Genomic DNA, 25,857 nt, shown 5'->3' on the forward strand with positions numbered 1-25,857 from the left:
GAATCATTGGCGGCCCCGGCCTTTGATTCGCTTTTGAAGCGGGATAGAAACGACCATCGAATTCCAGACGATTCGCGGCCGAGGCCCGCGAGTGTCCGCCCCCAGAAGGAGCCATCTATGGCCGCCAAGGACGACGAGCACGACAAGACCGACAAGGACGACAACGCCCATTCGCTGGACATGAGCCAGGCGGCCGTCAAGCGAATGATCGCCGAGGCGCGCGAGCGCGGCTTCATCACCTATGACCAGCTGAATTCGGTCCTGCCCCCCGAGCAGGTCAGCAGCGAGCAGATCGAGGACGTGATGTCGATGCTGTCCGAGATGGGCATCAACGTCATCGAGGACGAGGACGAGGCCGAGGACGCCGAAGGCGGGGCCGTGGCCACCACCGATTCGGGCTCGCGCGAGATCGCCGTCGCCACGACCGAGACCGAGAAGCTGGACCGCACCGACGACCCGGTGCGCATGTATCTGCGCGAGATGGGCTCGGTCGAGCTTCTGTCGCGCGAGGGCGAGATCGCCATCGCCAAGCGGATCGAGGCCGGCCGCAACACCATGATCGCGGGCCTGTGCGAAAGCCCGCTGACCTTCAAGGCCATCACCATGTGGCGCCAGGAGCTTCTGGACGAGGAGATCCTGCTGCGCGACGTGATCGACCTGGAAACCACCTTCGGCCAGTCGATGGACGGCGAGGAGGACGGCGACGAGGAAGAGCTGACCGAGACGGAGGACGAGGCCTCGGCTTCGGCCGCGCCCTCGCAGAAGCGCGAGGAGCTGGATGCCGACGGCAATCCGATGCGCAGCGACGACGACGAGGAGGACGAGGAGGGCGCCAACCTGTCGCTGGCCGCGATGGAAGCCAGCCTGAAGCCCAAGGTCCTGGAGACGCTGGAGGCCATCGCCCGCGACTACGAGCGGCTGGCCGATTTCCAGGATCGCCGCATGTCCGCCACGCTGAACGAGGACGGCACCTTCTCGGCCGCCGCCGAGATCGAATACCAGAAGCTACGCAGCGAGATCGTGGTGCTGGTGAACTCGCTTCACCTGCACAACAACCGCATCGAGGCGCTGGTCGACCAGCTCTATGGCATCAACCGTCGCATCGTGACCATCGATTCCGGCATGGTGAAGCTGGCCGACGGCGCCCGCATCAACCGGCGCGAGTTCATCGACAGCTATCGCGGCAGCGAGCTGGACCCGACCTGGGTCGACCGGATGATGCAGCAGGCCGGGCGCGGCTGGCAGGCGCTGTTCGACCGTTCGCGCGAGGCGGTTGAAAAGCTGCGCGGCGACATGGCCGAGGTCGGGCAATATGTCGGCGTGGACATCGAGGAATTCCGCCGCATCGTGTCCCAGGTCCAGCGCGGCGAGAAGGAAGCCCGCCAGGCCAAGAAGGAAATGGTCGAGGCGAACCTGCGTCTGGTGATCTCGATCGCCAAGAAATACACGAACCGCGGGCTGCAATTTCTTGATCTTATTCAAGAAGGCAATATCGGTCTGATGAAGGCCGTGGACAAGTTCGAATACCGCCGCGGCTACAAGTTCTCGACCTATGCGACCTGGTGGATCCGCCAGGCGATCACCCGGTCCATCGCCGACCAGGCCCGCACGATCCGCATCCCGGTCCACATGATCGAGACGATCAACAAGCTGGTCCGCACCGGCCGCCAGATGCTGCACGAGATCGGCCGGGAACCCACGCCCGAGGAACTGGCCGAAAAGCTGCAGATGCCGCTGGAAAAGGTCCGCAAGGTGATGAAGATCGCCAAGGAGCCGATCTCCCTCGAAACCCCGATCGGGGACGAGGAAGACAGCCAGCTGGGCGATTTCATCGAGGACAAGAACGCCGTCCTGCCCTTGGACAGCGCGATCCAGGAGAACCTGAAGGAAACCACGACCCGCGTCCTGGCCAGCCTGACCCCGCGCGAGGAACGGGTGCTGCGGATGCGCTTCGGCATCGGCATGAACACCGACCACACGCTGGAAGAGGTCGGCCAGCAGTTCAGCGTCACCCGCGAACGCATCCGGCAGATCGAGGCCAAGGCGTTGCGCAAGCTGAAGCATCCCTCGCGCAGCAGAAAGTTGCGGTCCTTCCTTGACCAATGAGATCCTGCCGCGGGACGGTCTGGCGTTTTTCCTCTATCGCAGCATGGCGGTTCCGGGCTTGGGCGAAAGCGACCTGGCAGAGATCGTCGCTGTCGCCCGCGCGCGCAACCAGGCGACCGGGCTGACCGGCTGCCTGCATTACGAGGACGGGCTGTTCTTCCAATGGCTCGAAGGCCCGGCGCCGGACCTGTGGCGGGTGGTCGACTCGATCCGGCGCGATCCGCGCCACCGCGAGCTGACGGTGCTGGAACAGGGCCCGTTGGCCGGGCGCCGGTTCCAGTCCTGGCGGATGCGCTTTTCCGATCGCGACCATGCCTCGCTGATGGACTGGTTCGCGGGCAAGGGGGTCTCGACCGTCGATCCGTCGGTCTATGCCGGCAATGTGGCCAGCTTTCTTGTGAGGGCGGCGGGCTGAGCGGCGCCGCAGGGCTTGCAGCCTGCGCACAAAAAGTGAACACTTGCGGCGCAAGCCGAAGGAACCCCCATGCCGCAGGCCATCGAGACCGCCCTGAACGACCTGGAAACGCTGCGGCTTTTGCTGGCGCTGGCGGTGCTGGCCATCGTCGTCGGGCTGCTGCTGATCCTGCGCGCCCGCCGCGACCTGGCCAGTGAACGCGATGCCGCAAGGGCCGAGGCCGGGCGCCGCGACGACCTGGAAGCGCGGCTGGCCCGGCTTGACGTGCAGGCGCGCGCGCAGGAATTGCACGCCGGCCAGCAGGAGGTGCGGCTGGAAAGCCAGGCCGCGCGGCTGGCGGAACTGATCGAGGAGCGCGACGGGCTGACCGATGCCCTGCATCAGGCCCGGCAAGAGGTGGCGCAGGGCGAACGCGCGCTGGCCGAGCTTCGCCTTGCCGCCGAGAAGGACCGCGAGGCCGCCGCGCGCGAGATCGCCACCCTGCGCGAATTGCGCGAGGAGATGACCGGCCAGTTCAAGCTGATGGCGGCCGAGACCCTGCGCCTGCAGGGGGCGGATATGCAGAAGGTCCATGGCGAGCAGCTTTCCGCGTTGCTGACCCCGTTCCGCGACCAGGTCCACCGCTTCCAGACCGAATTGCAGGCCCGCAACAAGGTGCTGGACGAAGAGGGTGCGCGGCTGCGCGAACAGATCGCCTTCCTGCACCGGCGCTCCGAGGACATCTCGCGCGAGGCGGTGAACCTGACCCGCGCGCTGAAGGGCGAAAAGCAGCGGCAGGGCGCCTGGGGCGAGATGGTGCTGGAACGCATCCTCGAAGCCTCGGGGCTGCAGGCGGGCACGCATTACGACATGCAGGCCAGCTGGCGCGACGAGGATGGCAAGCTGTGGCGCCCCGACGTCGTGGTCAGGATGCCGCGCGGCAAGGTCATGGTGATCGACAGCAAGGTCTCGCTGAACGATTACGAGGTTTCGGTGAATGCCGAGGATGCAGCCGAACGCGACGCCGCCCTGCGCCGCCATGTCGCGGCGATCCGTGCCCACATCGCCGCGCTGGGGGACAAGGGCTATCACCGGATGGACGACAATTCAGTGGATTACGTGCTGATGTTCATCCCGATCGAGGGCGCCTTCTCGGAGGCGCTGCGGGCCGATCCTGACCTGGCGGGCTTCGCGCTGGAACGCGGCGTCGGGCTGACCACGCCGACCACGCTGATGCTGACCCTGCGCACGGTCGAGCATATCTGGGCGGTCGAGCGGCGCGAGAGCAACGCGATGGAGATCGCCCGCCGGGCCGGCGCGCTCTATGACAAGGTCGCCGGTTTCGTTGACTCGATGGAAGCCGTGGGCCGCGCGCTGGACCAGGCGTCCCGCGCGCATGGCCAGGCGATGGACCGGCTGACGCGCGGCTCGGGCAATGTCGTCCGCCAGGTCGAGATGCTGCGCGAGCTGGGCGCGCGGGCGCAGAAGCGGATCGCGCTGGACCATGACGGCGACGAGGATCCGGCCGCCCTGACCGACGGCCGGGACGGGCAGGAGGCCGCGGAATGAACACCGTCTTCACCCTCGCCACCCACGGCCCCGCCTGCCATGACTTCACCCGCGACATCGCCGGCTGGCTGCGCGAGATCGGCGCGCAGGACGGCGTGCTGACGCTGATGGTGCGCCATACCTCCTGTTCGCTGCTGATCCAGGAAAATGCCGATCCCGACGTGCAGGCCGACCTGCTGGCCTGGCTGGACCGGATCGCGCCGCCGTCCGATCACCCCTCGATGGGCTGGATCACCCATCGCGACGAAGGCCCCGACGACATGCCCGCGCATCTGAAGGCCGCCATCCTGCCGGTCAGCCTGCAGATCCCGGTGGCGGGCGGCAGGATGAGCCTTGGCACCTGGCAGGGCATCTATCTGGTCGAACATCGCCGCGCCCCGCATCGCCGCCAGGTCGCGGCGATGTTCCAGGGCGTCTGATTTCACGCGCCAATCGATTGAATTTTCGGCATTTGCCGGCGCGGCAACGCGACTTTCGGGCCACAGGTCCCGCACCGCCCATCTTGTGGCCTGTGGATAACACTACCCAAGCCCTGCCGGGCTGCCTATAGTCGCTGTGGATCAAGGGGCCGAGGGGACAAAAACATGCGATGCCCGTTCTGCGGAAATGTCGACACGCAGGTCAAGGATTCCAGACCGGCCGAGGATAATGTCGCCATCCGCAGACGCCGCTTCTGCCCGGCCTGCGGCGGCCGTTTCACCACCTATGAACGGGTGCAGCTGCGCGATCTGGTCGTGGTCAAGTCGAACGGCCGGCGCGAGGATTTCGACCGCGACAAGATGGCCCGCTCGATCCGCATCGCGATGCAGAAGCGCCCGGTCGAGCCGGAACGGATCGAGCAGATGATCAGCGGCATCGTGCGGCGGCTGGAAAGCACCGGCGAGACCGACATCCCCTCGAAGATGATCGGCGAGATCGTGATGGAGGCCCTGTCGCGTATCGACAACGTGGCCTATGTGCGTTTCGCCAGCGTTTACAAGAACTTCCAGAATGCGGACGATTTCGACAAATTCGTGTCCGAACTGCGTCCCAACCATGTCGCGGATTGAGTAGCCAGCCCGCAGAGGATGCCCGGCACATGGCCCATGCGCTGCGCCTGGCGCGGCGGGGGCTGGGCAATGTCTGGCCCAATCCGGCGGTCGGCTGCGTGCTGGTCGGCGACGGCCGGGTGGTCGGCCGCGGCTGGACCCAGCCGGGCGGGCGGCCCCATGCCGAGCCCGTCGCGCTGGCCCAGGCGGGGGACGCGGCGCGCGGCGCCACCGCCTATGTCACGCTGGAGCCCTGCGCCCATCACGGCCGCACCCCGCCCTGCGCCGAGGCGCTGGTGCGGGCGGGCGTGGCGCGTGTCGTCACCGCCCTGACCGATCCCGATCCGCGCGTCGCCGGGCGCGGCCATGCGATCCTGCGCGCGGGCGGCATCGAGGTGACCGAGGGCGTGCTGGAGCCCGAGGCGCGGGCGCTGCAGGCGGGGTTCCTGTCGCGCGTCACCCGCGGCCGGCCGTTCCTGACGCTGAAGCTGGCGACCAGTTTCGACGGCCGCATCGCCATGGCCTCGGGGGAAAGCCGCTGGATCACCGGCCCGGCGGCGCGCGCCCATGTCCATGCGCTGCGGCTTGGCCATGATGCGGTGATGGTCGGCGGCGGCACGGCCCGCGCCGACCGGCCGGCGTTGAACGTGCGCGGCTTCGGCCCCGTGCGCCAGCCGGTGCGGGTGGTGGTTTCCGCGCAGGAATTGCCGGACCTGCCGCCCGAGGATGCGGCGCACGGGCCGCTGTGGCAGGTCTCGGGCGATGCCGCTGACGTCATGGCCGAGCTTGGCGGAAGGGGGCTGACCCGCGTCTTCTGCGAGGGCGGCGGGGAGCTGGCGGCGGGGCTGCTGGCGGCGGGGCTGGTCGATCAGCTTGTCGGCTATACGGCGGGCCTAGTGCTGGGGGGCGATGGCCGTGCGGCGGTCGCGCCGATGGATCTGCCGCTTCTGGCCGATGCCCCGCGTTTCGACCTGGTCGAGACCCGCCCGATCGGCCCCGACCTGTTCCATCGCTGGCTGGCGCGCTGACAGCGACCCCGATCAGCGCCGCCAGATCCAGGCATGTCCCGACAGCAGGCCCTGGGCCTTGGCCAGGACGCGCAGCGCCGGGCCGCCGCGGGTGGCCGCCGGATCGGCCAGGCGGTCCAGCGCCAGTTCGGGCGGGCAGGGCAGGCCGGACACAGGGTCGACATAGCGCGGATAGGCGATCAGGCAGGCATGGACAAAGGCGGCAAGGCCGGGCCGCGCCTGCCGCCGTGACGGGACGGGACCCAGGTCGCGGGTCAGCCCCCAGCCCGCATAGAAGGGCGCGCCGAGCGTCGTGACCGGCAGGCCGCGCAGCAGCGCCTCGAAACCCAGCGTCGAGGTGATGGTCCAGACCGCATCCACCTGGTCCAGCAGCGCGACCGGATCGGCCTTATGGGCGACCAGGTCCGCCAGCCGGTCCAGATCGGCCGGGGCGATCGCGCCGGGGCGCAGCCCGGCCTCGACATCGGGATGCGGCTTGTAGATCAGCCGCGCCTCGGGGTTTTCCGCCCGGACCCGCTGCAGCAGCGCCAGATTGCCGCGCTCGGCCCCGGCGCCAAGGCGGATCGAGGCGTCGTCCTCGACCTGGCCGGGCACCAGGATGACCGGGCCGTCGCCGGGCGGCAGGGCGATCCGGCAGCCGGCCAGGTTGTATTTCGACAGCCGGGCCTCGCGGATCGCGGCGATCAAGGCTTCGGTGCGCGCCTCGGCCCCCGGCGGCGGCGGGGCGGCGATCAGCCGCTCCAGTCGGCTTTCGCGGTTCGGGTCATAATAGATGCCCAGATCGTCGGCGACCAGCGACAGGGGCGGGGTCAGCGCCGCCCCCAGCCCGCGAGAGCGCAGGAAACCGTCCTCGACCCGGATCGCCTGCGGGACCTGGTCGGCCGTGCCCGCCCAGGCCAGCGTGACCTGCGGCGAGGGGCGGCGGGTGAAGCGCACGCCCCGGCCGCTGCCGAAGGCGCGGGCGATGAAGGGGCGTTTCCACAGCCGCATCCCATAGGCCAGGTGACCGTCGCGATCCTGCCGGAAGACGCGGGTTTCGGCCTCGATCTGGTCCAGCGCGCCGTCGAAATCGCACAGCCGGTCGCGGCAGGGATCGTACCAGACCGGCGCGCGCAGATGGCTGGCGGCGAACAGCGTCTCGGGCGCGGCGCGGCCGCGGCGCCCGTCGGGCAGGGGAAATTCGTCCTCGCTGAGCCCCCAGCCGGCATAGAAGGGCTGGCCGAAGAGGCGCGGGCGATGGCCGGCCAGCAGCGCCTCGTATCCCAGTTGCGAGCTGACCGCATAGACCGCCGCCGCCCCCTTGACCAGTTTCCAGGGCGAGAGGGGGGCGTCGCAGAAATGCTCGCCCGGTAGCAGGTCGTCCGGGGTCAGATGGCCGGGGCGCAGGCCGGCAGCGGTTTCGGGATGGCTGCGGATCATCAGCGGCCTGCCCGGATGTTCCGCCCGCGCCGCCGCCAGCATCCGCAGGAACAGCGGCCGCCCCGCGCCCATCAGCGAGGCGTCGCCGCGCGTCTGGTCGATGACCAGGACATGGCCGTCGCAGGGCGGATCCAGTTCCGGGCGGTGGGCATTGTATTTCGACAGGTCCAAGGCCCGCAGCCGGGCGATCCCGCGGCGCGCCGCGTCGTGCAGGGCGGCGCTGGCGGGATCTTCCACCAGATGCTCGATCAGCGAGGGGCGGCGGGGGTCGAAATGCAGCCCATGCGGGTCGATCAGCAGGCCGATCGGGCCGCGCCGGGCGAGCGCGCCCTTCGCCCGCCCCGGCAGGACCGAGCGCAGGAAGGCATCCTCGACCGTGACCAGGGTGCCGTCGCGGCGGGCGGCCATCGCGCGGCCGCGCCAGGCGGTCGGGCTGGCCCCCCAGATGCCGATGGCAGCCCCCCGCGGCGCCAGGCCGGTCGCGATCTGCCAGCCCGCCAGCGCCAGGATCCGCCGCAGGCGCGGCTTCAGCCAGAAGCCGCCATTGTAAACGAGAAGCCGCCGGGGATCGCCCCCGGCGGCCGGAATTTCCGCGGATGGCATCGCTGCCTTATTCGCCGAAGGTCGCCACGGAATCGGCCGAGGCGATGCCGCCGGTGATGGCCGAGATCGTCTTGTTCCACTGAACATAGGGCGCTTCGGTGACGTAGATCGTATCCTCGTCGCGGATCAGGAAGTCGCGGGCCAGGAACAGCCCGTTGGGCCGGGTCAGGTCCAGCACATAGGCCATGCGCTGCGCGCCCGAGACCGGCCTGCCCAGCACGCGGCTGGCGACCGATTCCGGCTCGTCGCGCAGCACGAAGACGCCGGTCGGATCGGCCAGGTGGGTGTTCAGGCCGCCGACCATGGCCACGGCCTCGACCGCGTTGATCATCTCGTTGCCAAGCGGCACGCGGGTCTGGCCGCCAAGCGCGCCAAGGGCGGTGAAGGCGCGTTGATCCTCCTCGACGACGATCAGGTCGCCGGGACGCAACGCGATGTCATTGGCCGGGCTGGCATAGAGATCGGTCAGCCAGACCCGCCCGCTGTCATTGCCGCGCTTGACGGTGACGACGGCGATCTCGGGCTCGATCGAGACGCCGCCGGCGCGGGCCAGCATGGAGGAGAGGTTGCGGGTCGGGCGTTCGATCGGATAGACGCCCTGGCCGGTGACGCGGCCCATGACCGAGACCGTGGCGCCGTCGCCGGCGACGCGCGCCACCGTGACCTGCGGGTCGGGCGTCTGCGAGCTGAGCCGCTCGGTGATGATGTTGCGCAGCTGGTCGGGCGTGTTGCCCGCCGCGCGGATGCGGCCCGCATAGGGCACGAAGATATAGCCGCCGCTGTCCACCTGGATCTCGGTCAGCTCGGTCGAGCTGGTGCCGAGCGAGGTCAGCAGCCCGTCATCGACGTTTTCCCAGATCGACAGGCCCAGCACGTCGCCGGGGCGGATCTCGTCGGCGCCGACGGTGGCGGCCTGGCGGAAGCTGTTCGAGAAGCCGTAGGCGGGGGCGAAATTCGTCGTCCGCGCCACATGGTCGTTGACATAGATCACATGGGCATTGCCGCCCCGTTCGACCGATCCCGCATAGATCTCTTTCTTGCTGGGGCCCGACCGCGGCAGGCCGCAGGCGGTGACGAGGCAGAGGGCGACCATAATCGTCAGTCGGAAAAGCCCGCTGCGGGGCATCAACACTGTCACCTCGTGATCTCCTGTCCTTGGTAGTCTGCTTGTCGCATGTTTTGCCGCACTGTAGCGACAGACGCTTGCGGACGCTACATCATCCTGTGGATCAATGTTCCGTATCGGTCAGTTGATGCCGATGGGTAACACGACCGCTGGCCAATGAATCATAGGGATCCTCGGGCGCAAGTATCAGATCGCTGACCAGCCGCAGCGCATGGGCGCGCGAGCGGGCAGAGTAGAAGCCGCCGGGAATCTGGCTGGTCTGCAGCAGATAGTCGCGGAAGCTGCGATAGGCCTGGGCGTCGGGGGCATGGGGTTCGGCCAGGAATTCGGAGAGGTCCTGGTCCGAGACGATGCCCGGCTTCTCGTAGACCGCGCGCCCCAGGGTCTTGACCGGAATGCCGCGCCACAGGGCCTGCTGGGCGGCGGTCGAATTGACCGTCACGACCGAACGGGCCTGGCCCAGAAGCTCGGCCAGCTTGCCGCCGCGCAGGTAATGCACCCGGTCGGCGATGCCATGCCGGGCCGCGGCCGCGCGGATGGCGCTGCGATTGCCGGCGCGGCCATCCTCCAGCGGGTGGGCCTTGAACAGCAGGTGGTGATGGCGCGGCGCGGACCGGGCGAATTCCGCCACGACCAGGTCGACGAATTCCGCGTTGCGGGTGAAGGGCGAATGGCCGAGGAAGTTCGAATCGTGTTCCAGCTGCATCAGCACCAGCGAATAGGGCGATCCGCCGCGCCGGAAGCGGCGCCATTGCAGCGCCCGCTGGCTGTTGTAGAGCGGCGCCAGCACCAGCCGGCGCAGGTTCAGCCGGAATTCCTGCAGGACCGAGATCGCCCGGTGCCCGCGATAGGCGCGATAGCGGCCATTCGCCACCAGCACCAGGAAGTGATAGAAGGCGCCGTAGAACTTGTGGTGGCGCATGTCGCCCCAACGGGCGGGCGGGCGCCGGATCTCGGTCAGCGTGTCGCGCAGCACGCTGCGCATCTGCGACAGCGGAATGCGCATCAGCACCGAATTGCCGTTCGAGCCGCCCCGCTCGTAGCTGATCCAGTAGGGCCGCAGATAGCCTTCCTCGAACACATGGACGCGCAGGTCCCGTTCGGCGGCAAGTCGGCGGGCGGCGGCATGGATCGGGCGGACATCGCCGTAAAGGACGATATCGGTCACGCCCTTTTCGGCCACGATCCGGCGCAGGTGGTCGGGCCAGTCGTCGACGCCGCCGGAATGGCGGATGAAGCGGGCCTTGTCGGACCAGAAGAATTCGTCGCCGGCGTTGAAGCCGCAGCGCCAGACGGTCGCGCCCGCATCGCGCAACAGCTTGCCCAGCCGGTCGAAGAACGGCCCGTGCGGGCCTTGCAGCATCAGGAAGACCTGCGCCCCGGCCGCGGGGGGGCCGCTGCCGGCAGCCGGCCGGGTCTGGACGGAGGAATGAAACATGCGGCGCTGAAATCCCGGCTGCGTTCTTCAAATGGTCGCGACCCCGACAGGCCGCCGGATTTCAATGACATGCAACGTGATTCATTGCCAGTATATTGTGCATAAAACCCTTCCTATCTTGTCGGCCGCGCGGCGTTCCCCTGCGTCGTCGGTGCTTGCACGCGGCAGGTCGATGCCCTAGGTCAGGTTAGGAAATGCGGGGGCGGGCGATGTTCACCGGGATCATCACGGATATCGGCAGGATCCTTGCGGTCGAGGCGCGGGGCGACATGCGCGCGCGGATCGGCTGCGGCTATGACATGGAGGGCGTGGCGATCGGCGCCTCGATCGCCTGCGACGGGGTCTGCCTGACGGTGGTGGCCAAGGGCGCGGACTGGTTCGACGTCGATGTCTCGGCGGAAACCCTCTCGAAGACCAATATCGGCGCCAATGGCTGGGCGGTCGGGCAGCGGCTGAACCTGGAACGCGCGCTGCGCGTCGGCGACGAGCTGGGCGGCCATATCGTCAGCGGCCATGTCGACGGCGTCGCCGAGATCGTCGAGATGCATGACGAGGGCGACAGCCTGCGCGTCACCTTCCAGGCGCCGCCGGATCTGGCGCGCTTCATCGCCCCCAAGGGCTCGGTTGCGCTGAACGGCACCTCGCTGACGGTGAACGAGGTCGAGGGCGACCGCTTCGGCATCAACCTGATCCCGCATACGCGCGAGGTCACGACCTGGGGCGATGCCCGGACCGGCGACGCGGTGAACCTGGAAATCGACACGCTGGCCCGCTATGTCGCGCGGCTGGCCGAGGCGGGTGCGGGGCGCTGATGGCGGGGATCGGCCATAATCGCGGGCCGGACCCGGCGGGAACGTCATGGCGCAGCCATTGCTGGCGGCAGGCGCGCCGGTCGCTGCTGCCGGTCCTGCCGGTCGAGGTGGTGCGGCTGCGCGTGCGCCGGGCGCAGGCGCTGGGGCTGGACTACCGGACCTATGCCGGGCTGCGCGCCACGACCGGGCGCGACCTGATCGCCTTCCTGTTCTCCTCGAACGCGCTTGGCGTCTTCCGCGACGGGGCGCCGCTTGCGCCGGGCCGCGAGGCGATGCTGGCGCGGCTGGCGGCCGACCGGCACCTGGGTGCGGGGCCGGGGCTGGACCCGCAGGCGCTGGGGCGGCGGATCGCGGCCGTCTCGGCCCGCCCGCTGCCGGTCTTCGGCACCGGCTGGGCGGCGATGCGCGACGAGATGAAGGCCTGGCTGCGGATGCAGAACCTGCCGGGCGATGCCGTCCTGATGGTCGGCGAGACGGATCACGAGGCCGAGATGATGGCCGCCGGCGGCCTGGCCGGCTTCATCTCGGGCCAGCAGTATTTCGGGGGGATGCGACATGCAGTATGAAGAACCGGGCCGGATCGAGCGCGACCTGTCGGACGCCATTTCCTCGGTCGAGGAGATCATCGAGGATGCGCGCAACGGGCGGATGTTCATCCTTGTCGACCACGAGGACCGCGAGAACGAGGGCGACCTGGTCATCCCCGCCCAGATGGCAACGCCGGATGCGATCAACTTCATGGCGACCCATGGGCGCGGGCTGATCTGCCTTGCCATGCCGGGCGAGCGGATCGACGCGCTGGGGCTGACGCTGCTGAGCCCGAAGAATTCCAGCCGCCACGAGACCGCCTTCACCATGTCGATCGAGGCGCGCGAGGGCGTGACCACCGGCATCAGCGCCCATGACCGCGCCCGCACCGTCAGCGTCGCCATCGACCCGACCAAGGGCGCGCAGGACATCGCCACCCCCGGCCACGTCTTCCCCCTGCGCGCGCGGGCGGGGGGCGTGCTGGTCCGCGCCGGCCATACCGAGGCGGCGGTGGACATCTCGCGCCTGGCCGGGCTGAATCCCTCGGGCGTCATCTGCGAGGTGATGAACGAGGACGGGACGATGGCGCGGCTGCCCGACCTGGTCGCCTTCGCCCAGAAGCACGGGCTGAAGATCGGCACGATCAGCGACCTGATCCGCTATCGCCGCCGCCACGACAACCTGATCGCCGAGCGCGCCCAGCAGGCGGTGACATCGGCCCATGGCGGCGACTGGATGATGCGCATCTTCGCCGACGAGACGCAGGGCGCCGAACATATCGTGCTGACCAAGGGCGACCTGGCGGCACCGGGGCCGGTGCTGGTCAGGATGCACGCGCTGGACCCGCTGCACGACGTGCTGGGCATCGGGCGCGAGGATTCGGGCAGCGTGCCCGCCGCGATGCGCGCCATCGCGGCCGAGGGGCGGGGCGTCGTGGTGCTGATCCGCGACCTGACCAACACGGTGGCCCGTTCCGACGCGATCGGCGCACATACGCTGCGTCAATATGGCGTCGGCGCGCAGATCCTGTCGGCCCTGGGCCTGTCCGAGCTGATCCTGCTGACCAATACCGCGCCCGTGAAGGTGGTGGGGCTTGACGGCTACGGACTTTCGATCCATTCCACCCGGCCTATCCCCAAGGACTGAGCCATGGCCTCGCATACCCAGCATCACGAATTGCCCCTGCCGCGCTTCGACCGTCCCGTGCGGCTGCTGATCGTGGTGGCGCCCTATTACCAGACCATCGCCGGCAACCTGGTCGCCGGTGCCCGCGCCGTGGCCGAGGCCGCCGGCGCCACCGTCGATCTGGTCGAGGTGCCCGGCGCGCTGGAGATCCCGACCGCCATCGCCATGGCCGGGCGGCTGGCCGATTACGACGGCTTCGTGGCGCTTGGCTGCGTGATCCGGGGCGAGACGACGCATTACGACACGGTCTGCAACGACAGCTCGCGCGGGCTGACCTTGCTGGGGCTGCAGGGGCTGGCGATCGGCAACGGCATCCTGACGGTCGAGAACGAGGCCCAGGCCGAGGTTCGCGCCGATCCCGCCGGGCAGAACAAGGGCGGCGGGGCGGCCGCCGCCGCGCTGCACCTGATCGCGCTGTCGCGCGGCTGGGCCGGGCGGCGCCGGGACGAGGGCCGCCCGCAGGAAACCGACGTGATCCGCCTTGCCGGCGAGCTGGACGGGCAGGGCCAGGCATGAGCGCCGCCGACGCATCCCCGCCCGCCGCCCCCCGGCCCGACCGGCGCGCCCTCAGCGCCGCCGCGCGGCTCTATGCGGTGCAGGCGCTGTTCCAGATGGAGGCGGCCGGCCAGGGCGCCGACCGCGTCATGCGGGAGTTCCTGACCTACCGCATCGGCGTCGAGGATGAGGGCGGCTCCCAGCCCGAGGCCGACGAGACGCTGTTTTCCCGAATCGTCGATGATGCGGTGATCTGGCAGTCGAAGATCGACAAGGCGACCGATCGCGGGCTGGTGGCGAAATGGCCGATCGACCGCATCGACCCGGTGCTGCGCGCCCTGTTCCGCGCCGCGGGCGCCGAGCTGGTGACGCCGCGCACGCCGCCGAAGGTCGTCATCACCGAATATGTGCGCCTGTCGCAGGCCTTCTTCCCCGAGGGGCGCGAGTCGAAATTCGTGAACGCGGTCCTGGACCATGTCGCGCGCGAATTGCGGCCCGACGCCTTTCCGCCTGCGGCCAACTGACCTCTTCCGCGACGGCGTGGTTGCGCTATGATGGGGCGTTCCGTCCCGCATCTCAGGTGCCGCGCCATGCCGCAGCTGGTCCGTCTCTATATCCGCAGCGTCGCCCTGGGCTTCGCGCTTGCCGTCCTGTTCACCGCCCTGCTGATCGGTCTGGACGTCGCCCATCTGCGGCATCTGGTGCTGTCCTCGCCCCTGGGCTGGCTGGCGGCGCTGATGCTGGTGATCTTCAACGGCATCCTCTTTTCCGGCGTGCAGTTCGCCTTCGTGGTCATGCGCATGGCCGAATCGCGCCCGCCGGCCGGCGGGCGCCGGCAGCCGGTCGCCTTCCTGCGCCCGGCCGAGGCCGCCGTCAGGGTTCCCGCCGCGCCGCGCGACTGATCGCAGCAACGTGTGGGGCGGACCCGAAGGCCGCAGTTGCGTGTCGATTTTGCAACAGAATTCCGCCTTGGGCAGCAAGCCGCTTCTGCCTGTTTTTTCGGCAATCACAGGATTGTTGCAAATGTGACGATCGGCGTTTCGAACGATCCGGTTTGGCCAGGCGCAATTTATCGACCAAATATCCGGGCTTCCACCCGCCGGCGACGGGTTCCCGGAATTCGCTTCACGATTGTATTTCGGCAGATCCTTGCCGCCTTCACGTTTGCTCCGTTTTCCTCACGAATTTGGCATTTCCTCGTGTTCGGCGCAGGTCTTTGAACCGGAGAAGGGCGGGTTTAATTGATCCACAGCAGCGATGCAGTGGCACTGACAAGGCCACCAATACGAAACTCGAGTTCATGAGGAAACACGAGATGAAACACGTTAAGCTTCTTGGCACTGCCGCCATCCTGGCCGCTCTGTCCGTGCCTGCCTACGCGCAAACCGAAATCGCCGCGGGTGCCGATGCGACGGGCGTGGGCGAGATCGACCGTGCGATCACCGATGTGCAGGACGACGTGCGCGACGACTTTGCCCGCAGCGCCGATCCCTATCGCCACGGCCCGGCCGAGCGCCGCGAGGGCCTGTCGGGCTCGATGTCGCTCAGCTATTCGGGCAGCACCGGCAACAGCGATCGCCAGGACCTGCTGATCGGCGGCCGGGTGTCCTATTCGCAGAACAACTGGCAGCAGACCATCGGCATGCTGATCGAGTTCACCGAAACCGATGCCGGCGAGAAGGATGACGAGAAGGTCTCGGTCATCTATGACGCGCAGTACTACATGAACGACCAGTTCTACATCTTCGGTCTGGGTCGCTTCGTGGTCGACGGCACGGCCGAGGCCGGCGACGGCAACCTGCGCCGCGATGGCCTGATCGCGGTTGGTCCGGGCTACCGGATCATCAACAACGACACGACCGCTTGGCGCGTCCAGGCCGGTGTCGGCTATCGCTATGGTATGTACCAGGGTGAAGATTCGGAATCGGAAGTCGGCTACATCGTGTCGTCGCGGCTGTATCACCGCTTCAACGAGAACATCTTCATCACCAACAACACCGACTATCTCGATTCGGGTGGGGATCTGCCGCACATCATCACCAACGAGCTGGGCGTGAACTTCGCGATGACCGAGGCGCTGGCCACCCGCGTCAGCTACACGACCGAATATGTCGAGGATCGCGAAATCCGCACCGACAACAAGCTGGGCGTTTCGATCGTCTACGGCTTCTGATCTTCCCTCGGATCGAAGTCTCTCTCGAAGGGCGGCCCGCAAGGCCGCCCTTTTTCATGCGGAAGGGGCGCATGAAAAGAGCCGCCGCTGCAGGGGGCAGGGCGGCTGGCGCTTGTTCTGGATGGGCGGCGGGAACCGCAGCGACCGCGGCAGCACGAGATTTCCCGAAAGCCTGGAGTACCAGGTGGGCGCCAGGTAACGTGACCAGGATCACGCCAGAGCCGGCCCCCTCGGAAAAGTTATAGGCCAGTGGAAAAATGGCCGCTCGCGAGAAGAGCAGAAACCCGCCAGGAACGACAGATAGGGGGGATGCCCGCCGCTTTCAAGCACCTGGCGCGGCTGGCCGGGCGCTTGCATGATGTTTCGCTTTTGTTCTATGATGCGCCTCATGCCAAGCACCGCCACTGACCCGATCCTGCCCCCCATGCCCGGCCAGCGGCTGGCGCGCGGCGTCGCGCGGCTGCTGGTCAGCCTGGACCATGCGGTGCTGACCGAATTCGTCCCGGCGCGCGGGCTTCGGGTCGATCTGATCAGCCTCGGCCCGAAGGGCGAGCTGTGGATCGTCGAATGCAAGAGCAGCCGCGCCGATTTCGCCTGCGACCGCAAGTGGCAGGGCTATCTGGACTGGTGCGACCGCTATTTCTGGGCCGTGGACGGGGATTTTCCGGCCGGGCTTCTGCCCGATGATACCGGCCTGATCCTGGCCGATCCCTACGGCGCCGAGATCCGGCGCATGGCGCCCGAGGCGCGGCTGGCCGGGGCGCGGCGCAACCGGCTGATGCGCGACTTCGCCCGCGCCGCCGCCTTGCGCCTGCAGCGGCTGCAGGATCCCGAAATGCTCAGCGCCGGGGTTTTCTAGGCTTTCCGCCCTTCGGCCCCATGGCCCGCGCGGCCTCGGCCGCGGCCAGCAGTTCCTCGGCGATCTCGGTCGCTTCGTCGGGGTCGAAATCCAGCGGCAGGTCGATGCCCTCGCCCTCGACATAGATCCGCACCATGCCGCGATCGGTCGGACCGACCTGCAGATTGGCGGCGACCTGGCTTTCGCTGTTGATGCTCACGGCCCTTCCCCTCTTGTTGAAGGGTTTTCTGTAACCCTTCGGGAAAATCCCGGCAAGACAGGCTTGCAACCTGACCGAAGCGGGTTTACACACCGCATCCGTGCCGCCTTAGCTCAGTTGGTTAGAGCGCTGGATTGTGGATCCAGAGGTCCCCCGTTCAAGCCGGGGAGGCGGTACCATCCCAATCAACGGGTTGGACGGTAAGCCCCGCGGCTTGAAGCTTGCGGCTGCCGTGACGCCGCCGGGCCGTCCCTGGGACAGCGCGCTCCTTCGGCGATGGCCGCGCTGCGCAGCTGGCGGCGTCATTTTCCTTTTCAAATCAGCTTTCTCGGCTATCCTCGGCATGGAATCAACCGGAGAGTGCCGATGTGCCGTGCCTGCTTCGAGACTGACGCCGAACCCGCCCGCCTTCATTTCTGCCATTGCGGCACGCCCGAGACCCAGGCGGCGATGCGGCGGATCGAGGCCGACATCTCGCGTCGCCAGCTTGTCGGCGGCATGTCCGCCGTGGTCGGGATGTTCGCGGCCTTCGGCCTGGCGCCGCGGCAGGTCCGGGCGCAGGCGCAGGCGCCGGCCCGGCCGCTGCTGCTGACCAATCTGCGGCTGTTCGACGGCATGGCGCTGTCGATCCGCGAAGGCGTCGAGATCCTGGTCGAGGGCGGCGCCATCGCCGCCCTGCCGGCCGCCGGGCAGGGACCCGAGGATGCCGAGCGGATCGATTGCGGCGGGCGCACGGTCATTCCCGGCCTCATCGATACCCATTGGCACGCCACCCTGGCCTCGGTCAGCCAGATCGCGGCGATGACCCAGGATATCGGCTTCGTGCATCTGATGGCGGGCCGCGAGGCGCAGGCGACGCTGATGCGCGGCTTCACCACGGTGCGCGACGTCGGCGGCCCGGCCTTCGGGCTGCAGGCGGCCATCGACCGGGGCGTGGTCGAGGGGCCGCGCATCTTCCCCTCGGGGGCGATGATCTCGCAGACCTCGGGCCACGGCGATTTCCGCTTCTCGAACGCGCTGCCGATGATGCCCTCGGACCCGGCCGATTACGCGATGCGGCAGGGCATGACGGCCATCGCCGACGGCGTGCCCGAGGCGCTGCGCCGCACGCGCGAGCAGCTGATGAAGGGCGCGAGCCAGATCAAGATCACCGCGGGCGGCGGCGTGGCCTCGCAATACGACCCGCTCGATTCCACCCAGTTCACCGAGGCCGAGATGCGCGCCGTCGTCGAGGCGGCCGAGGACTGGGGCACCTATGTCTGCGCCCATGTCTATACCTCGAAGGGCATCCAGCGCTGCATCCGCGCCGGGGTGCGGTCGATCGAGCATGGCCAGCTGGCCGACGAGGAAACCGTGCGCATGATGGCCGATCACGGCACATGGTGGTCGATCCAGCCCTTCCTGGCCGACGAGGACGCCAACCAATATGCCGATCCCAAGGCGCAGGCCGGCCAGCGCATGGTGGCCGAGGGCACGGTGCGCGCCTTCGAGCTGGCCCAGGCCCATGGCGTCGACTGGGCCTTCGGCACCGACATCCTCTATGGCGGCGGGGAAAGCCAGGGGCGGCAGCTGGCCAAGCTGGCCCGCTTCATGTCGCCGCTGGAGGCGCTCTATCGCGCGACCGGGGCGGCGGGCGAATTGCTGGCGCTGTCGGGGCCGCGCGCGCCCTATGACGGCCGGCTGGGGGTGATCGCCGAGGGCGCGCTGGCCGACCTGCTGGTCGTCGAGGGCGATCCCGAGGCCGACCTGTCATGGCTGGCCGATACCGGCAATCTGCGGCTGATCGTGAAGAACGGCCGGATCCACAAGGACAGCCTGCGGGGGGGCGAGTGATGGCCATGGCAAGGATCGCCGCGCTTGGCGCATTGGTCATTTCGGCGGTGGCCCTGCCCGCCGCGGCGCAGGAGGGCGGCTGGACCGGCCAGGTCACGCCCTATGTCTGGGGCGCGGGGATCGGCGGCGACGTCACGCCCTTCACCGGCGCGCCGACCCTGACGCTGGACAAGTCCTTTTCCGAGGTGATGGAGGATCTGGACGGCGCCTTCTTCCTGTCGGGCTATGCCCGCCGGGACCGGCTGGTGCTGATGGGCGATCTGAGCGTCTCGTCCAGCTCGCGCGAGGGGCTGGTGCCGCCGGGCGTGCCCGCGCGGGGCAAGATCCGGCAAAGCTCGCTGACCCTGGCGGCGGGCTATCGCGCGCTGGACACGCCCGACATGCATCTTGACGTGCTGGGCGGCGCGCGGCTGTGGCAGATCGACGGGCTGGTCGACGTGATGGGCGGCGCGGTCCATCGCAGCGGGGACAAGGACTTCATCGACCCGATCGTCGCGCTACGGGCGAATTTCACCCTGTCGCCGCGCTGGAGCGCCTTGTTCTATGCCGATTTCGGCGGCTTCGGCGTCGGCTCGGAGCGGACCAGCCAGATCGTCGCGACGGCGAATTACCAGCTGACCGACAGGCTCTATGTCTCGGGCGGCTACCGGCAGCTGAGCGTGGATTATCGCGAGGGCGGAACGCGCATCGACATGACCATGGGCGGCCCGCTGCTGGGCGTCACCCTGCGGTTCTGAGCGCGCCCGGACCCGCCCGCGATCGCGGAACGGCATCATCCGGGGCGGGGACCCTCGAATTCCACGACCTTCGCGGCGATCCTGTCGGCCAGGGCGCGATCATGCGTGACCATCAGCACCGCCATCCCGGTTTCCACGACGATGTCCTTGAGCAGGTCGATCACCTCTTTCTGGCTGACCGGGTCCAGCCGCGAGGTGGCCTCGTCGGCGAACAGGAAGACCGGCTCCAGCAGCAGCGCGCGCAGCAGGGCGAAACGCTGCAACTCCCCGCCGGAAATCTGGGCGGGATGGCGGTCGAGCAGCCTGTCATGCAGGCGCAGGCGGTCCAGAAGCGCCTGCACCGCCGCCCAGGACCTGCCATGCAGCCGGGCAAGATCGGCCAGGCCCTGTCGGATCCGCTGCCTTGGCGCAAAGGCGGCGGGCGGGTCCTGCCAGAGCTTCTGGAACCGCTGGCGCGCGATGCCGGGCTGGCGCTGGACCGCGCCGCTGTCGGGCGGAACCAGCCCCAGCAGGACATTGCCGAGCGTGGTCTTGCCGCAGCCGCTGGGACCGGTGATGCCCAGGACCTGGCCTGCCGGCAGTTCGATGTCGATGCCGTGAAACAGCCGCCGGTCGCCGAAGGACTTCGCCAGCCCGCGCCCGCGCAGCACCACCCCGTCGCGGGCCGGGGGGCGCCATTGCGGCCAGCCCGCCGGATCGGCGGCCAGCAGCGCCCGGCTGTAGGGATCGCCCGGCGCGGACAGGACCCGCTCGGCCGGGCCGTAATCGACCATGCGGCCATCCAGCATGATGCCGATCATGCCGCCAAGCGCGCGTGCGACCGAGACGTCATGGGTGATGGTCAGAAGCAGCCGGCCCGCATCGCGCTCGGCCTTCAGCCCGGCGATCACGCCCGTGCACAGCTGCGCATCCAGGCCCTTCGTCGGCTCGTCGGCGATCAGCAAGCTGCCCTTGGCGGCATGGGTGATGGCGATGGCCGCGCGCTGGCACATGCCGCCCGACATCTGGAAGGGATAGCTGGCGGCGGCGCGGGCTAGGCCGACCTCGGCCAGGTCCGCCCGTGCCCGCTGGCGGCTTTTCCGCCAGTCGCGGCCATGGACATAGTGATGGACCTCGGCCACCTGGGGCGCGATGCGCATGGTCGGGTCCAGCGCCAGCCAGGGTTCCTGCGGCAGCAGCGCGATCTGCCGCCCCCAGCGCCTGCGCCGCCGCTCGGCCGGCTCGGCCAGAAGATCGGCGCCGTCGAACAGGATCGACCCGGTCGCGGCCAGCCCCGAGGGCAGGCTGCCCATGATGGCATGGGCGACCAGCGACTTGCCCGAGCCGCTTTCGCCCAGCAGCGTCAGCGGCCGGCCGGGCGCCAGCGTGAAGGAAATCTCGGGGACGACGGCCGTGGGGCCCGAATGGATGGCCAGCCGCTGGACGGCCAGTTCCCCGACCTGGACGGTTGCGTTCATGCCGTGTCCCTCCGTGCCAGAAGCTGCAGCGCCAGAACCATCAGGAAGATCAGGATGGCGGGCAGCAGCACATGCAGCGGCGCCTCGGAATAATAGGGCAGCAGCTCGATCATCATGTTGCCAAGCTCTGGCGTGGGCGGCTGAAGCCCGACGCTGATCGCGCTGAGGGTGGAGACCGCGATGATCGCCGCCGCCATGGCGAAGGCCGCAAGCGTGGTGACGGTCGGCGCCAGCGACGGCGCGACATGCTTCCGCAGGATATAGAGCGGCGGGAAGCCCAGCAGCCGCGCGGCCTCGATATGCGGCTGGCTCAGCAGCACCGCCGCCGAGGCGCGGGTGACGCGGTAGAACTCGACCCACAGCGTCAGCGCCAGGCCCAGGAACAGCGGCCCGAAATTGCCCGGCGCGAAGGCCAGAAGCAGCAGCACCAGCAGCAGGCCGGGCAGGGCCAGGACGATCATCGACAAAAAGTCCAGCACGCGCCGGGTCCAGCCGCCCCGCCAGGCCGCCAGCAGCCCCAGCGCCACGCCCGGCACCGCCGCCGCCAGCGCGGACAGGAAGGCCATGCCGAAGGACAGCCGCGCGCCATGGGCCAGCCGGGCAAGCAGGCTGCGGCCATAGTGATCGGCGCCAAGCAGATATTCGCCGCCCGCCGGGGCGAGGCTGGCCGAGAAATCCTGCCGCGCGGGATCGGCCTCGATCAGGACCGGCCCCAGCAACGCGAAACCGGCCAGCAGCGCCAGCAGCAGCGCGCCGGCAAGGCGGGTGCGGGACGGGCGGCGGGGGATCGGTGTCGCGGCGATATGGGTCATCACGCGCTCCTCGGCCTGGGGTCGAGCCAGGCGGTGATCGCGTCGACCATGGCGGTGATCGCCACGAACATCAGCCCCATCACCAGGGCGGTTCCCTGCACCATCGGCACGTCGCGCTCCACGATGGCATGGACCAGGGCATGGCCGATGCCGGGGAAGGCGAAGATCGATTCGACCACCACCACCCCCTCGACCAGATAGATCGCCTGCACGCCCAGATAGGCGATGACCGGAGTGGCCGCATTGCGCAGCCCGTGGCGGCGGATCAGCGCGGCTTCGGGCAGGCCCTTGTGGCGGGCGAAGAGGTAATGCGGCGCATGGGTGACGGTCGCGACCGCGTTGCGGGTCACGCGGCTGGAAACGGCGGCCAGCCCGAGGCCGAGCGTCAGCGCCGGCAAGACCATCTGCCTGGCCGTTCCATAGCCCGCCGCCGGCAGAAGCCGCAGCCCGACCGCGAAGACCAGCATCAGCCCCAGCGCCAGCAGGAAGGGCGGCACCGCCCGCAGGCCGATCGACAGCGCCAGCCCGGCGCGGTCGGCCATTCCTCCGGGCCGCATTCCGGCCAGCACGCCGGCCAGGGGCCCGATCAACAGCGACACCGCCACCGCCCAGAACGCCAGCCAGGCCGAGGCGCCAAGCTGGACCTTCAGCTCCTCCAGGACCGGGGCGCCGGTGACCAGCGAATGGCCCAGGTCGAACCGCGCCAGATCGCCCAGCCAGTCGAGGAACTGGACCGCAAGCGGCCGGTCCAGCCCCAGTTCCAGCCGCACCCGTTCCGCCGCCTGGGCGATCTGCGCATCCGGCCCATAGCGGCCCGCCGCGATCCGCATCGCCGGGTCGCCCGGCAGCATCCGCATCAGCGCGAAGCAGGCCGCGCCGACCACCAGCGTGACGATCCCGGCCTGCGCCAGCCGCAGAAGAAGAAAGCGCCGCATCGCCGGATCACTCGGCCCAACGGATGGCGGCGAGGCCGTAATTCACCTCCAGCGGATCGACCTGGACATTGGTGATCCGCTTGCCCGAGACGATGGCCAGCTCGGACCAGGTGACGGGGATGCCGGGCAGTTCCTCCTGCAGGATCTCGACCGCCCGGCGCTGCAGCGGCGCGCGCGCCTCGGGGTCGGCCGTCGCGGCCAGGTCGGCGATGACGGCCTGCATCTGGTCGTTGTCCCAGCCGGTCGCGCCCCAGTCGCCGCCGCCGGGGCCGTAATCGGTCAGCAGCGCGCCGATCGGATCGGGGACGATGGAATAGAGCCGCGAGATCAGCGCCATTTCCAGCGTGCCGTCCTGATGGCGGGCGGGGATCTCGGAGCTGTTGCCGACCGCGACGTTCATCTCGATCCCGACCTCGCGCAGCTGCGCCTGCAGCGCGGTCGCGATGGGCGGCAGCTCGGGCCAGTTCGAATAGGTCAGCAGGGTGACGCTGAAGCGCCGGCCGTCCTGCTGAAGGATCCCGTCGCTGCCCGGCGTCCAGCCCGCCTGCGCCAGCAGTTCCGCCGCGCGCCCGGCATCGTGTTCCAGCGGCGGCAGATCGGCCTGGTGCCAGCCGGGCATGGCGGGCGGGAACAGCTGGGTCGCCGCAAGATCCGGGTTGCGCGGGATGACATTGGATATCCCCAGGCGGTCGATGGCATGGCTGATCGCCTGGCGTTCCGCGATATCGTCGAAGAAGGGCGAGGCGGCGTTCAGCTTGACGATGCGGCTGCGCGGGATGGTGGCGATCTGGATGTCCAGGTCGGGATTGCGCCGCAGCCGGTCGACCGAGACCGGCAGCACCGAGAACACCAGGTCAGCCTCGCCGCTTTCTGCCATGATGGCGCGGGTCTCGTCGCGGCCGGCGGCGGTATAGCTGACCTCGGCGATGCCCGGACTGCCGCCCCACCATTGCCCCGATTCCACCAGCTCCATCTTCAGCGGCGGGGTCAGCCGGTCGATGCGATAGGGCCCCGAGCCCAGGATCTGCGTCACCCGCCCCGCATCGTCATAGGACGACGGCGCAAGGATGATCGTGCTGAAATGCACCAGATAGGCGGGCAGGGCGGCGAAGGAGGAGTTCAGGCGGATGACCACCTCGGGCCCGTCATGGGTGATCTCCGCGATCGGCACCTGCTCCAGCACGCCCACGCCGTCGCGGGCGCGTTCAAGGCTGCGGGCGGCGATTTCCGCCGTGACCGGGGTGCCGTCGTGGAAGACCGCGTTGCCGCGCAGGGCGAAGCGCCAGGTCAGGCCGTCCGCATCCACCGACCAGCTTTCGGCCAGGCCGGGCGCCAGTTGGCCCGAGGGTTCGGTCGTCACCAGCGTTTCCGCCACCTGCATTCGGCTGAAGACATATCCCGTCTGGGCCGGGTCGATCCCGGCGATCTCCCAAGGGCCGACGACGTTCAGCGTCTGGGCAAGCGCGCCGGTGCCGGCGACGCAGCCGGCCAGCAGGGCGGCGGCAAGTCTGGATGCAGCGTTCATGAAGGATCTCCGTCGGCAGGCAGGATGCGGGGGCGAGTCACCATAATTGGTGATGTTATTACATCCCGTTCAAGCGGTGGCAAGCCGTTCCCGCCGCGGCCCGTGGGCCGGCGTCAGCCTTCCTCGAAGCGGAAGATGGCCAGGCTGCGTTCGCGTTCGTTGACCTTCAGGCGGCGGTTGATCGGGGCGTGGGCGCGCGCCGCGCAGTCGCTGCGTTCGCAGAGATAGCAGTTCAGCCCGATATCGACCGGCCGCGTGCGCTCCAGGTCGATGCCGTCGGCATAGACCAGGCGCGGCGCATAGGCGACGTCGCAGCCCAGCCCGATGGCCAGCCGCTGCGCCGGGGCGCCGTGGCTGCCGCCGGTCCGGGCGACGGTGCGGGCGATCGAGAAATAGCTGGTGCCCTCGGGCATCCGGATGACCTGGGTCTGGACCTGTTCATGCGTCTCGAAGGCGGCGTGGATGTTCCACAGCGGGCAGGTCCCCCCGAAGCGCGAGAAGGGGAAGCGCCCGGCGCTGAAGCGTTTCGAGATGTTGCCGGCGCGGTCCACGCGCACGAAGAAGAACGGGATGCCGCGCGCATTGGGGCGCTGCAGGGTGGACATGCGATGGGCGGTCTGCTCGAAGCTGGTGCCGAAGCGATGGCCCAGCAGCTCCACGTCATAGCGCGCCGATTCGCAGGCCGCCAGGAAGCGGCCATAGGGCATCAGCAGCGCGGCGGCGAAGTAGTTGGCCAGGCTGACGCGCATCAGCGACCGCGCCGAGGGGTCGGGCAGGGCGGCCTCCTCGACCAGCGCCGAGATCGCGGCTTCCTGCTCCAGCCGGGCCAGCATCACGCCGATCTGGAAGCGGCGGCTGGACTGGCCCAGCAGTTCCGACAGCAGCAGCTCCTTGTGATGCGGGTCATAGCGGCGCAGCTGGTCGCCCATGACCTGCGCGGGCAGGATCCGGGTGCGGATGCCATGGGCGCCAAGCCGGGCGCTCAGCGCGATATGCGGCTCGTTGCGATGCAGGCCCAGGCTTTCGGCCAGCGCCTCGGCGTCGCGGTCCAGCGGATCGACATGGTTGCCGCGGGCATAGAACCAGCCGCGCACGGCATCGACCGGCCGCGAGGTGCCGGCCAGCGCCTCGACCTTGTCGCGGTCGGTCAGCGGGTTGTCGTCGGCCTGCGGGCGCAGGATGGCCTCGTGGTGGCGCTCGTGCAGCTGCACGAAGGCGGCGGCGATGCGCGGCGAGGCCTGCAGGACGGCCTCGATCTCGGCGCGGGGCAGCGGGCCGGCGCCCAGCCCCGGATCCTTCAGCGCCGCCGCGAAATCCGCCGCAAGCTGGGCATCGGTCGAGGGCGCAAGCTCGGCGATGTTCAGGTCATAGACCTCGGCCAGCCGCATCAGAAGCCGGGCCGAGGCGGGGCGCTGGTCGGATTCGATCAGGGTGATGTAGCTGGCCGAGACGCCCAGCTCGGTCGCCATCTGCGCCTGTGTCAGCCCCAGCGACTGGCGCAGCACGCGCAGCCTCTGGCCGATGATCAGTTTCTCGCCGCGCGCCGCCATGGGTGCCTCTTGCTGGGTGCCGTGATGTGACAAAACTTACAAACCA

General features: G+C 69.0%; 26 protein-coding genes, 1 tRNA gene and 1 other RNA gene. 18 read left to right on the forward strand and 10 right to left on the reverse strand.

Features of this window, described 5'->3' with window-relative positions:
* The first annotated feature begins 117 nt into the window (after positions 1 to 117).
* From rpoD to ribD, 6 genes are all read left to right on the forward strand, one after another.
* Positions 118 to 2,106 (forward strand): RNA polymerase sigma factor RpoD, encoded by a 1,989-nt coding sequence (rpoD, locus tag C9E82_RS07510; RefSeq protein WP_119901010.1) that lies wholly within the window; start codon positions 118 to 120, stop codon positions 2,104 to 2,106.
* Positions 2,096 to 2,521 (forward strand): BLUF domain-containing protein, encoded by a 426-nt coding sequence (locus C9E82_RS07515; RefSeq protein ID WP_119901011.1) that lies wholly within the window; start codon positions 2,096 to 2,098, stop codon positions 2,519 to 2,521. The genes rpoD and C9E82_RS07515 overlap by 11 nt, the downstream gene beginning before the upstream one ends.
* A gap of 69 nt (positions 2,522 to 2,590) precedes the next feature.
* The gene (locus tag C9E82_RS07520; RefSeq protein WP_119901012.1) at positions 2,591 to 4,069 is read left to right on the forward strand and encodes a DNA recombination protein RmuC; all 1,479 of its coding nucleotides are present in this window, start codon (positions 2,591 to 2,593) and stop codon (positions 4,067 to 4,069) included.
* Positions 4,066 to 4,488: a secondary thiamine-phosphate synthase enzyme YjbQ gene (locus C9E82_RS07525; protein WP_119901013.1), complete on the forward strand. Its 423-nt coding sequence runs from the start codon at positions 4,066 to 4,068 to the stop codon at positions 4,486 to 4,488. Before C9E82_RS07520 ends, C9E82_RS07525 begins: the two co-directional genes overlap by 4 nt.
* A gap of 165 nt (positions 4,489 to 4,653) precedes the next feature.
* Positions 4,654 to 5,118: a transcriptional regulator NrdR gene (nrdR, locus tag C9E82_RS07530; RefSeq protein WP_119901014.1), complete on the forward strand. Its 465-nt coding sequence runs from the start codon at positions 4,654 to 4,656 to the stop codon at positions 5,116 to 5,118.
* Complete coding sequence (ribD, locus tag C9E82_RS07535; RefSeq protein WP_342354323.1) at positions 5,115 to 6,125, forward strand: bifunctional diaminohydroxyphosphoribosylaminopyrimidine deaminase/5-amino-6-(5-phosphoribosylamino)uracil reductase RibD; 1,011 nt, start codon at positions 5,115 to 5,117, stop codon at positions 6,123 to 6,125. Before nrdR ends, ribD begins: the two co-directional genes overlap by 4 nt.
* A 12-nt stretch (positions 6,126 to 6,137) precedes the next feature.
* Here the strand turns inward: ribD and C9E82_RS07540 are convergent, their stop codons facing one another.
* From C9E82_RS07540 to C9E82_RS07550, 3 genes are all read right to left on the reverse strand, one after another.
* Positions 6,138 to 8,147 carry a capsular polysaccharide biosynthesis protein gene (locus tag C9E82_RS07540; RefSeq protein ID WP_119900942.1) on the reverse strand — a complete coding sequence of 670 codons (2,010 nt, stop codon included), beginning with the start codon at positions 8,145 to 8,147 and terminating at the stop codon, positions 6,138 to 6,140.
* A 7-nt stretch (positions 8,148 to 8,154) separates the two neighbouring features.
* Positions 8,155 to 9,273 (reverse strand): polysaccharide biosynthesis/export family protein, encoded by a 1,119-nt coding sequence (locus C9E82_RS07545; protein ID WP_420849870.1) that lies wholly within the window; start codon positions 9,271 to 9,273, stop codon positions 8,155 to 8,157.
* Positions 9,274 to 9,376: 103 nt separating this feature from the next.
* Complete coding sequence (locus C9E82_RS07550; RefSeq protein ID WP_119900943.1) at positions 9,377 to 10,711, reverse strand: capsule biosynthesis protein; 1,335 nt, start codon at positions 10,709 to 10,711, stop codon at positions 9,377 to 9,379.
* A gap of 209 nt (positions 10,712 to 10,920) precedes the next feature.
* Between C9E82_RS07550 and C9E82_RS07555 the strand changes: the two genes are divergently transcribed.
* The 8 genes from C9E82_RS07555 to C9E82_RS07585 all read left to right on the forward strand — a co-directional run bounded on the left by C9E82_RS07555 (position 10,921) and on the right by C9E82_RS07585 (position 15,904).
* Entirely contained in the window at positions 10,921 to 11,523 is a 603-nt protein-coding gene (locus tag C9E82_RS07555; protein WP_119900944.1) for a riboflavin synthase, read from the forward strand.
* A complete protein-coding gene (locus C9E82_RS07560) occupies positions 11,523 to 12,089 on the forward strand; it encodes a hypothetical protein (protein ID WP_119900945.1) in 567 nt (188 codons plus the stop codon). The genes C9E82_RS07555 and C9E82_RS07560 overlap by 1 nt, the downstream gene beginning before the upstream one ends.
* Positions 12,079 to 13,197: a 3,4-dihydroxy-2-butanone-4-phosphate synthase gene (ribB, locus tag C9E82_RS07565; protein ID WP_119900946.1), complete on the forward strand. Its 1,119-nt coding sequence runs from the start codon at positions 12,079 to 12,081 to the stop codon at positions 13,195 to 13,197. Before C9E82_RS07560 ends, ribB begins: the two co-directional genes overlap by 11 nt.
* A 3-nt stretch (positions 13,198 to 13,200) precedes the next feature.
* Entirely contained in the window at positions 13,201 to 13,752 is a 552-nt protein-coding gene (locus C9E82_RS07570; RefSeq protein ID WP_119900947.1) for a 6,7-dimethyl-8-ribityllumazine synthase, read from the forward strand.
* Entirely contained in the window at positions 13,749 to 14,255 is a 507-nt protein-coding gene (gene nusB, locus C9E82_RS07575; protein ID WP_122449237.1) for a transcription antitermination factor NusB, read from the forward strand. Before C9E82_RS07570 ends, nusB begins: the two co-directional genes overlap by 4 nt.
* Positions 14,256 to 14,321: 66 nt before the next feature.
* Positions 14,322 to 14,633, forward strand: coding sequence for a hypothetical protein (locus tag C9E82_RS07580; RefSeq protein ID WP_119896663.1), 312 nt, complete (start codon positions 14,322 to 14,324; stop codon positions 14,631 to 14,633).
* A gap of 36 nt (positions 14,634 to 14,669) precedes the next feature.
* On the forward strand, positions 14,670 to 14,951 hold the full coding sequence (locus C9E82_RS24075; RefSeq protein ID WP_147393034.1) for a hypothetical protein: 282 nt from the start codon (positions 14,670 to 14,672) through the stop codon (positions 14,949 to 14,951).
* A 95-nt stretch (positions 14,952 to 15,046) separates the two neighbouring features.
* Positions 15,047 to 15,904, forward strand: a complete 858-nt coding sequence (locus C9E82_RS07585; protein WP_119896664.1) for a DUF481 domain-containing protein — start codon at positions 15,047 to 15,049, stop codon at positions 15,902 to 15,904.
* Positions 15,905 to 16,032: 128 nt separating this feature from the next.
* Here the strand turns inward: C9E82_RS07585 and ssrS are convergent.
* A non-coding RNA gene (gene ssrS, locus C9E82_RS07590) (6S RNA) lies at positions 16,033 to 16,190 on the reverse strand.
* A gap of 93 nt (positions 16,191 to 16,283) precedes the next feature.
* On the opposite strand from ssrS, the gene C9E82_RS07595 reads away from it, so the two are divergent.
* A complete protein-coding gene (locus tag C9E82_RS07595) occupies positions 16,284 to 16,763 on the forward strand; it encodes an MmcB family DNA repair protein (protein ID WP_420849791.1) in 480 nt (159 codons plus the stop codon).
* Here the strand turns inward: C9E82_RS07595 and C9E82_RS07600 are convergent.
* Complete coding sequence (locus tag C9E82_RS07600) at positions 16,744 to 16,962, reverse strand: DUF6324 family protein (RefSeq protein ID WP_119896666.1); 219 nt, start codon at positions 16,960 to 16,962, stop codon at positions 16,744 to 16,746. The genes C9E82_RS07595 and C9E82_RS07600 overlap by 20 nt on opposite strands.
* A gap of 102 nt (positions 16,963 to 17,064) precedes the next feature.
* On the opposite strand from C9E82_RS07600, the gene C9E82_RS07605 reads away from it, so the two are divergent.
* The 3 genes from C9E82_RS07605 (at position 17,065) to C9E82_RS07615 (ending at position 19,532) form a co-directional block, all read left to right on the forward strand.
* A tRNA-His gene (locus C9E82_RS07605) sits at positions 17,065 to 17,141 on the forward strand.
* A 187-nt stretch (positions 17,142 to 17,328) separates the two neighbouring features.
* A complete protein-coding gene (locus C9E82_RS07610; RefSeq protein WP_119896667.1) occupies positions 17,329 to 18,795 on the forward strand; it encodes a metal-dependent hydrolase family protein in 1,467 nt (488 codons plus the stop codon).
* A complete protein-coding gene (locus C9E82_RS07615; RefSeq protein WP_240643411.1) occupies positions 18,795 to 19,532 on the forward strand; it encodes a hypothetical protein in 738 nt (245 codons plus the stop codon). The genes C9E82_RS07610 and C9E82_RS07615 overlap by 1 nt, the downstream gene beginning before the upstream one ends.
* A 35-nt stretch (positions 19,533 to 19,567) precedes the next feature.
* Here the strand turns inward: C9E82_RS07615 and C9E82_RS07620 are convergent, their stop codons facing one another.
* The 5 genes from C9E82_RS07620 to C9E82_RS07640 all read right to left on the reverse strand — a co-directional run bounded on the left by C9E82_RS07620 (position 19,568) and on the right by C9E82_RS07640 (position 25,811).
* A complete protein-coding gene (locus C9E82_RS07620; protein WP_119896668.1) occupies positions 19,568 to 20,989 on the reverse strand; it encodes an ABC transporter ATP-binding protein in 1,422 nt (473 codons plus the stop codon).
* Positions 20,986 to 21,801 carry an ABC transporter permease gene (locus tag C9E82_RS07625; protein ID WP_119896669.1) on the reverse strand — a complete coding sequence of 272 codons (816 nt, stop codon included), beginning with the start codon at positions 21,799 to 21,801 and terminating at the stop codon, positions 20,986 to 20,988. Before C9E82_RS07625 ends, C9E82_RS07620 begins: the two co-directional genes overlap by 4 nt.
* The gene (locus C9E82_RS07630; protein ID WP_119896670.1) at positions 21,801 to 22,736 is read right to left on the reverse strand and encodes an ABC transporter permease; all 936 of its coding nucleotides are present in this window, start codon (positions 22,734 to 22,736) and stop codon (positions 21,801 to 21,803) included. The genes C9E82_RS07625 and C9E82_RS07630 overlap by 1 nt, the downstream gene beginning before the upstream one ends.
* A gap of 7 nt (positions 22,737 to 22,743) precedes the next feature.
* Positions 22,744 to 24,261 (reverse strand): ABC transporter substrate-binding protein, encoded by a 1,518-nt coding sequence (locus tag C9E82_RS07635; RefSeq protein ID WP_119896671.1) that lies wholly within the window; start codon positions 24,259 to 24,261, stop codon positions 22,744 to 22,746.
* A gap of 113 nt (positions 24,262 to 24,374) precedes the next feature.
* Complete coding sequence (locus C9E82_RS07640; RefSeq protein WP_119896672.1) at positions 24,375 to 25,811, reverse strand: helix-turn-helix domain-containing protein; 1,437 nt, start codon at positions 25,809 to 25,811, stop codon at positions 24,375 to 24,377.
* Positions 25,812 to 25,857 lie beyond the last annotated feature (46 nt).

The organism is Paracoccus sigandri (genome assembly GCF_003709565.1).
Taxonomy (GTDB): domain Bacteria; phylum Pseudomonadota; class Alphaproteobacteria; order Rhodobacterales; family Rhodobacteraceae; genus Paracoccus; species Paracoccus siganidrum.

What these genes read in the sequence shown, in the direction of transcription:
- C9E82_RS07520 (WP_119901012.1), top strand. Translation starts at nt 2,591, where the DNA reads ATGCCGCAGGCCATCGAGACCGCCCTGAACGACCTGGAAACGCTGCGG.
- C9E82_RS07630 (WP_119896670.1), bottom strand. Translation starts at nt 22,736, where the DNA reads ATGCGGCGCTTTCTTCTTCTGCGGCTGGCGCAGGCCGGGATCGTCACG.
- nrdR (WP_119901014.1), top strand. Translation starts at nt 4,654, where the DNA reads ATGCGATGCCCGTTCTGCGGAAATGTCGACACGCAGGTCAAGGATTCC.
- C9E82_RS07545 (WP_420849870.1), bottom strand. Translation starts at nt 9,273, where the DNA reads ATGCCCCGCAGCGGGCTTTTCCGACTGACGATTATGGTCGCCCTCTGC.
- C9E82_RS07540 (WP_119900942.1), bottom strand. Translation starts at nt 8,147, where the DNA reads ATGCCATCCGCGGAAATTCCGGCCGCCGGGGGCGATCCCCGGCGGCTT.
- C9E82_RS07525 (WP_119901013.1), top strand. Translation starts at nt 4,066, where the DNA reads ATGAACACCGTCTTCACCCTCGCCACCCACGGCCCCGCCTGCCATGAC.
- C9E82_RS07610 (WP_119896667.1), top strand. Translation starts at nt 17,329, where the DNA reads ATGTGCCGTGCCTGCTTCGAGACTGACGCCGAACCCGCCCGCCTTCAT.
- C9E82_RS07550 (WP_119900943.1), bottom strand. Translation starts at nt 10,711, where the DNA reads ATGTTTCATTCCTCCGTCCAGACCCGGCCGGCTGCCGGCAGCGGCCCC.
- rpoD (WP_119901010.1), top strand. Translation starts at nt 118, where the DNA reads ATGGCCGCCAAGGACGACGAGCACGACAAGACCGACAAGGACGACAAC.
- C9E82_RS07640 (WP_119896672.1), bottom strand. Translation starts at nt 25,811, where the DNA reads ATGGCGGCGCGCGGCGAGAAACTGATCATCGGCCAGAGGCTGCGCGTG.
- C9E82_RS07560 (WP_119900945.1), top strand. Translation starts at nt 11,523, where the DNA reads ATGGCGGGGATCGGCCATAATCGCGGGCCGGACCCGGCGGGAACGTCA.
- C9E82_RS07625 (WP_119896669.1), bottom strand. Translation starts at nt 21,801, where the DNA reads ATGACCCATATCGCCGCGACACCGATCCCCCGCCGCCCGTCCCGCACC.
- C9E82_RS07595 (WP_420849791.1), top strand. Translation starts at nt 16,284, where the DNA reads ATGCGCCTCATGCCAAGCACCGCCACTGACCCGATCCTGCCCCCCATG.
- C9E82_RS07555 (WP_119900944.1), top strand. Translation starts at nt 10,921, where the DNA reads ATGTTCACCGGGATCATCACGGATATCGGCAGGATCCTTGCGGTCGAG.
- ribB (WP_119900946.1), top strand. Translation starts at nt 12,079, where the DNA reads ATGCAGTATGAAGAACCGGGCCGGATCGAGCGCGACCTGTCGGACGCC.
- nusB (WP_122449237.1), top strand. Translation starts at nt 13,749, where the DNA reads ATGAGCGCCGCCGACGCATCCCCGCCCGCCGCCCCCCGGCCCGACCGG.
- C9E82_RS07580 (WP_119896663.1), top strand. Translation starts at nt 14,322, where the DNA reads ATGCCGCAGCTGGTCCGTCTCTATATCCGCAGCGTCGCCCTGGGCTTC.
- C9E82_RS07635 (WP_119896671.1), bottom strand. Translation starts at nt 24,261, where the DNA reads ATGAACGCTGCATCCAGACTTGCCGCCGCCCTGCTGGCCGGCTGCGTC.
- C9E82_RS07570 (WP_119900947.1), top strand. Translation starts at nt 13,201, where the DNA reads ATGGCCTCGCATACCCAGCATCACGAATTGCCCCTGCCGCGCTTCGAC.
- C9E82_RS07615 (WP_240643411.1), top strand. Translation starts at nt 18,795, where the DNA reads ATGGCCATGGCAAGGATCGCCGCGCTTGGCGCATTGGTCATTTCGGCG.
- C9E82_RS07620 (WP_119896668.1), bottom strand. Translation starts at nt 20,989, where the DNA reads ATGAACGCAACCGTCCAGGTCGGGGAACTGGCCGTCCAGCGGCTGGCC.
- C9E82_RS07585 (WP_119896664.1), top strand. Translation starts at nt 15,047, where the DNA reads ATGAAACACGTTAAGCTTCTTGGCACTGCCGCCATCCTGGCCGCTCTG.